The 4,953-nt window shown below is 37.1% G+C and carries 1 protein-coding gene; it reads right to left on the bottom strand.

The window, feature by feature from the left end; genetic code table 11:
• Nucleotides 1–4,953, bottom strand: a 4,953-nt coding sequence (locus ACFQ1U_RS13655; protein WP_386109328.1) for a beta strand repeat-containing protein, incomplete at both ends; no start/stop codon positions are given.

Raw genomic sequence — 4,953 nt, 5'->3', positions numbered from 1 at the left:
TCGTCACCGTATAAGTATCCGCTGGAACTCCTGTGAAACTTACTGGTGATGTTCCACTTTGTGTATCTGTATATGCAGTTGTTGAACCTGTAATTGTTACATCTGCATTGATGGCACTTACACTTGAATCAAACGTGATATCTAAATCTGCTCCGCCTAATGGCATAGCTCTACAGTCTACCTCTTTTGTTACTACGTAATCTGTATTACTTAATCCATTAAATGGTGCTACCACTTGTGTAGCTGTTGCTATACATCCGTTGTCATCATAAACCGTTACAGCTACAGAACCGCCTGCTTCATTGGTTACTACAAAACTGTCATTAGCACTGTCTTGTGTAATATCATCTGTAGTATCGGCTGGTGTATTATTATCATAAACAAATACATAACGTACATACGTACCTGTTCCGCCTCCTGCACTAGTATTTACTACTGCATTATCCGTAACATTACCTGTTGAACAACCAAACTCATCAACAGTTGTAGTTAATGTTACATCTGGGTTCTGTGAAATAGTTACTTGAACTGTAGTAGTACAATCATTTGTTCCCTCTCCGGTAATATCATAAACACCTGCTGGTAATCCTGAATATGTTAAAGTAGTCATATCAATACTACCTGAATATGGACCACCACTTACAACACTTATACTGTATGTTAATGGATTGATACTATTGTTTACCTCTGTGATCTGAATTACTCCATCAGTGCTACCAAAACAAATATTGTTTACACTTGCTACTGCACTGAAATCTGGCTGAATAGCTGGTGCAACCACTACGTCAACCGTAGTTGAACATACTGGGGTAGCGGCCATATCAAACACTTCTACTGTGTACGTATCTGCTGTACTTACATCAAATGTAAATGTAGTTCCACCTGTTGATGTTTGTGCTACGATAACTGCTGATGAACTATTTACTACTGAATATTCATAGGTACCTGAACCTGATGTAATATCAACAGTAATAACTCCATCTGGACTCACTGAACAATCTATATTCTTTGTCTGAATAGCTGTGAAAGCTAAATCTGGACTGATAGTTACTAATGGACTCGTTAACGCTGTACCTGGACAGTTATTGCTATCTACAACTGATACGCTATAATCTCCTGCTCCTACATTGGTAAAGGTGTAAACTCCTGTTCCTGTTCCACTTGCTACTACTGAACTTGTACCTGTATTGGTTAAAGTAAACGTATAAGTACCTGTTCCACCTGTTGGTGTTACTTCTATACTTCCGCCTAAACTTGCATCACATGAATTATCAATATGTGTAACCGTAAACTCTACTAAACTAGCATCCGGAACCGTTTCTGTTACTACTTCCTCACAGCCATTAGCATCTCTTACTGTGATATCATAAGTACCTGCTGTTAAACCACTAAACACATTGTTTGTGCTGAAACCTACTGCTGGTGAAGTTCCTGTTACTGGTGTTAAACTATAAGTATAACCACCCCAACCATCTGATCCGGTTGCTGTAATACTGCCATCAGATCCTCCATTACAACTTACAGCAATAGCACTCGTTGATAAAGCTAACGGTGCCGTTGGCTCATCAATAGTTACTAATGGCGTAGTTACTGGACAGAATGGACTATCAGTCATCGTTACCTGAACATAATAAACTCCTGCTGCTAAACCAGTAATGCTTACTGGTGTACCGCCTACTCCAACGCCTGTTGTTACTGATAGACTAGTTGCATTGTTAATTACATCATAGTTGTAGTTTCCTGTATATGGTGAACTTGTACTGAAATCAAACGTAAAAGATCCTTCATTACTTCCAACACATGCTACATCACTCGTCTTATTAACATCCATATTAAACGTTGGTGCTTCCTCTACTAAAATGGTAGTGCTTAAAACACATCCTGTTATTGGATTGGTAATCGTCACCGTATAAGTATCCGCTGGAACTCCTGTGAAACTTACTGGTGATGTTCCACTTTGTGTATCTGTGTATGAAGTTGTTGAACCTGTAATTGTTACATCTGCATTGATGGCACTTACACTAGAATCAAACGTGATGTTTAAATCTGCTCCGCCTAATGGCATAGCTCTACAGTCTACCTCTTTTGTTACTACGTAATCTGCATTACTTAATCCATTAAATGGTGCTACCACTTGTGTAGCTGTTGCTATACATCCGTTGTCATCATAAACCGTTACAGCTACCGAACCGCCTGCTTCATTGGTTACTACAAAACTGTCATTAGCACTGTCTTGTGTAACATCATCGGTAGTATCGGCTGGTGTATTATTATCGTATACAAATACATAACGTACATACGTACCTGTTCCGCCTCCTGCACTAGTATTTACTACTGCATTATCCGTAACATTACCTGTTGAACAACCAAACTCATCAACAGTTGTAGTTAGTGTTACATCTGGGTTCTGTGAAATAGTTACTTGAACTGTAGTAGTACAATCATTTGTTCCCTCTCCGGTAATATCATAAACTCCTGCTGGTAATCCTGAATATGTTAAAGTAGTCATATCAATACTACCTGAATATGGACCACCACTTACAACACTTATACTGTAAGTTAATGGATTGATACTATTGTTTACCTCTGTAATCTGAATTACTCCATCAGTGCTACCAAAACAAATATTGTTTACACTTGCCACCGCACTGAAATCTGGCTGAATAGCTGGTGCTATTGTAATTTGTTGCGTTACAACACACCCTGAATTATTATCTGTTAAAACAACTTCATACGTTCCTTCAGCTGTAACTGTGTGAGAAGTTGATGTTGCTGCTCCTGTAATTGTTCCTGTATTAGTTGCAGGAGTTACTGCTGGTGGTGCAACTGCAGTTATTACATAACTAAAATCTCCTGTTACTCCTAACGCTGCTCCTGAATCTACTGTAATATCTACAACAGCTTCACCTGGTGAACAATTTAAGTTCTGACCAGTTGTTAACGTGTAATTTAGAGATGGATATATAATTACTGAATTTTGATTATCAGAACATCCATTAGCATCTTGTACAACAACATCATAACTACCTGCAGTTAAACTGTTAAAAGTATACGTTGTATTAGTTGTAGCTGCAGAAAAAGTTGCTCCCCCATCTGTTGAATATTGATAAGGAGCAGTACCTCCAGATACGGTTACAGTAATTGTTTTATTAGTATCACATGTATCTGTTACTACGCTATCAATAGTTGGTGATGGACTTAATGTTAATGTTACGGGGCCTAAATTAGTTGTACAACCATTCGTATCTGTTACCAACACTTCTACATCAACAGAAGTGTAAGCTCCTAAATCAGATGCTGCTACTGATACTATGTTACCAGATAAAGTACTAACCACTGTATTAGCTGGTGTACCCGTTTCATATACAGACGCCGTGTACGTGTAACCTGGGAAACCTCCGTTAACATTCTCTATTCTTACAGAACCGTCCACACTACAAGTAATATTATTAACAACTGCTAAATTACCTGAGATTGGTGTACCTTCTTGGATTAATACATCTGCACTTGCAAATTGACAGAAAGGAACAATTCCACTTGTATTAGTTAATTCAATATAATATTCTCCTTGATCAAGACCTGTTACCGTTATGTCTGCAAAACCATTTTGGGTAATATTTGTGTATCCTGCTACGGCAACTCCATTGTTACTAGCATCCCTTTTATATAGTGTCCAATCAAAAGGATCTGTTAGATCTCCACTAGTATTATCTATAGAGAAAGTAATAGTACCATTTGAAGCTGCATTACACTCTGCATTATTCACTGTAGAAGTAATTAATACAGATGGTGTAAAATCAGCATATAAATCTTCATTATTTTGTTCAATACAACCACTGGCATCTCTTACAAAGAAATCATAAGATTGACCAGGTGTTAATCCTGAAAATGTAGCTGTATTACCACCAGGAACATCTGGGCCAATCCAACCTGAAGCTGAATCTATTGCAAATTCGAAAGGACCAACTCCGTTAATTGCTTCTACTGTAACACTAAACCCTCCTGAACAAGTACCAGGATTAGCTACTGGATTAACAATTAAACCTTCAACATTATATGGGATTTCATATTGACCATAAGATAAGATACATCTAGTATTACCTGTTCCTCCAGTTCCATCTGAAATACGTAAAACAGGGAAAATAATATCTCCTGAATTTAAATTTCTAACCTGACCATTCGTATCAGTAAAATCAATCCATGTAGCACCATTATCAATACTGTATTGTAAAGTATAAGGTAGATAATCATTAGGGTCAATATTAATAAAATCAATACCTGTATTAGTTGGATCAATAGCACAACCAGGAGGTAAAATTGGATCTATATCCATTACCAAAGCAACTGGATCATCTAATGTAACCTGTACAAATTGTGAACAACCTAATTCATCTGTAATAGTAATATCATAAGTATCTGCTGGTAAATCATTAAAAGAAATTGAATTTCCTAAATGGTTTACAATATTAGCAACTGATCCACCTAATGAATCAAAAACAGTAAAGTCATAAGGAGACTCTCCATCTGAAATAGCAATATCAATGCTACCTAAATCACCATTACATATAGGTTGATTAGCTGTTGGTGTAATATTAACAACTGGTGTAGCTGCTACTACAACATCTTCAATCACATACTGACAGAAAGTGTCTGTTGCAGAATTATTTAATCCATTATTATCTCTAATATATACATCGTATGTATTTCCTGATAAAGTAATAGGGTTTGTATTATTAAAAGTTCCGTCTGCAGGAACAGGATCATTTGCAACTACTACTGAATAAACGTAATTACCATCTCCTCCTACAGGGAAAACTTCAATAGATCCATCATTACAGCTTGCATTGGTTACTACAACTGTACCTGATAAAGCTTCAAAAATCTCTACAGTTGCTTGTGCTCCTGTACATCCTGAACCATCTACAACATCAACCGTGTAGGTACCATTACTTA

It is taken from the genome of Tenacibaculum geojense (assembly GCF_042676005.1).
Lineage (GTDB): Bacteria > Bacteroidota > Bacteroidia > Flavobacteriales > Flavobacteriaceae > Polaribacter > Polaribacter geojense.
Note: the sequence above shows the minus strand (reverse complement) of the source record. Positions and strands in the feature narration are given on the sequence as shown.